Below are 875 nucleotides of genomic sequence, written 5' to 3' on the forward strand. Positions count from 1 at the left end.
AATAAAAAAAGGTCTAAAATTAGGGCTTAATTTAGTTCTTTTTAGGTGTTTTATGAGACAAGTTTTAGCTGATTGTTCGGCAAGTATTTCAGAACTTAAAAAAAATCCAACAGCGCTTTTAAATGAAGCAGATGGCGCTGCAATAGCCATATTAAATCATAACAAGCCCGCAGCTTACTTAGTACCGGCACCAATGTATGAGCTAATTATGGAACAACTGGATGATTATGAACTAACTAAAGTTGTTGAGAGCCGCAGAGGCGATTTATCTCAAGCGGTTGAAGTCAGTATAGATGACTTATAAGTTAAAGTTTTTGCCTGCGGCGTTAAAGGAATGGGGGAAGCTAGCGGCCCCACTTAAAAGTCAGTTTAAAAAGAAGCTCATTGAACGCTTAGACAACCCACATGTGCCTGCATCCAAGTTGCGAGGCTTTGATAATGTTTACAAAATAAAATTGCGCACGGCAGGGTATCGCCTAGCTTACGAAGTTATTGAAGACGAAATTGTGGTCTATGTACTTGCAATTGGTAAGCGCGATAAAGATGCGATATATAAAAAGCTGATGAAACGTAGTAAATAAATGTCGCAAGGATGGATGGAAATCGCATTGGATATTTCGTGCGCTTAACTTATGCGTTATTATTTTTCAAAATCAGCTTGCTAATATCACTTAAAAATTCATTAGAAATACGAAAACCCTCGCTTTGCGAGACTAGATCCTCGCGATTCATTGTAATTAGTAATGATGCAATTATCTGTCGATGTACCTTAGCATAATATAGGGGGTTATCTTTTTTAGTACAGATTCTTGCTCCACCTTGAATAGATATTAAGTCTTCTTCAGGGATTTTTAGGAATGAGTCAAATACAGGAT

General features: G+C 37.3%; 3 protein-coding genes. 2 read left to right on the top strand and 1 reads right to left on the bottom strand.

Annotated features, from left to right (window positions below):
• Window positions 1-52: 52 nt before the first annotated feature.
• Together GQR46_RS20160 and GQR46_RS20165 are read left to right on the top strand one after the other, a co-directional pair.
• Entirely contained in the window at window positions 53-304 is a 252-nt protein-coding gene (locus tag GQR46_RS20160) for a type II toxin-antitoxin system Phd/YefM family antitoxin (protein ID WP_033029102.1), read from the top strand.
• Complete coding sequence (locus GQR46_RS20165) at window positions 294-581, top strand: type II toxin-antitoxin system RelE/ParE family toxin (protein ID WP_096792754.1); 288 nt, start codon at window positions 294-296, stop codon at window positions 579-581. The genes GQR46_RS20160 and GQR46_RS20165 overlap by 11 nt, the downstream gene beginning before the upstream one ends.
• Before the next feature lie 49 nt (window positions 582-630).
• Here GQR46_RS20165 and GQR46_RS20610 read toward each other — a convergent pair.
• Window positions 631-875, bottom strand: a 245-nt coding sequence (locus tag GQR46_RS20610) for a hypothetical protein (protein ID WP_206009727.1), incomplete at its 5' end; no start/stop codon positions are given.

The sequence above is a fragment of the Pseudoalteromonas sp. Z1A6 genome (assembly GCF_011378745.1).
In the GTDB taxonomy this organism is placed as follows: Bacteria; Pseudomonadota; Gammaproteobacteria; order Enterobacterales; family Alteromonadaceae; genus Pseudoalteromonas; species Pseudoalteromonas arctica.

Excerpts from the sequence above, each read along its gene's own strand:
- GQR46_RS20160 (WP_033029102.1), top strand. The coding sequence starts at position 53 with ATGAGACAAGTTTTAGCTGATTGTTCGGCAAGTATTTCAGAACTTAAA.
- GQR46_RS20165 (WP_096792754.1), top strand. The coding sequence starts at position 294 with ATGACTTATAAGTTAAAGTTTTTGCCTGCGGCGTTAAAGGAATGGGGG.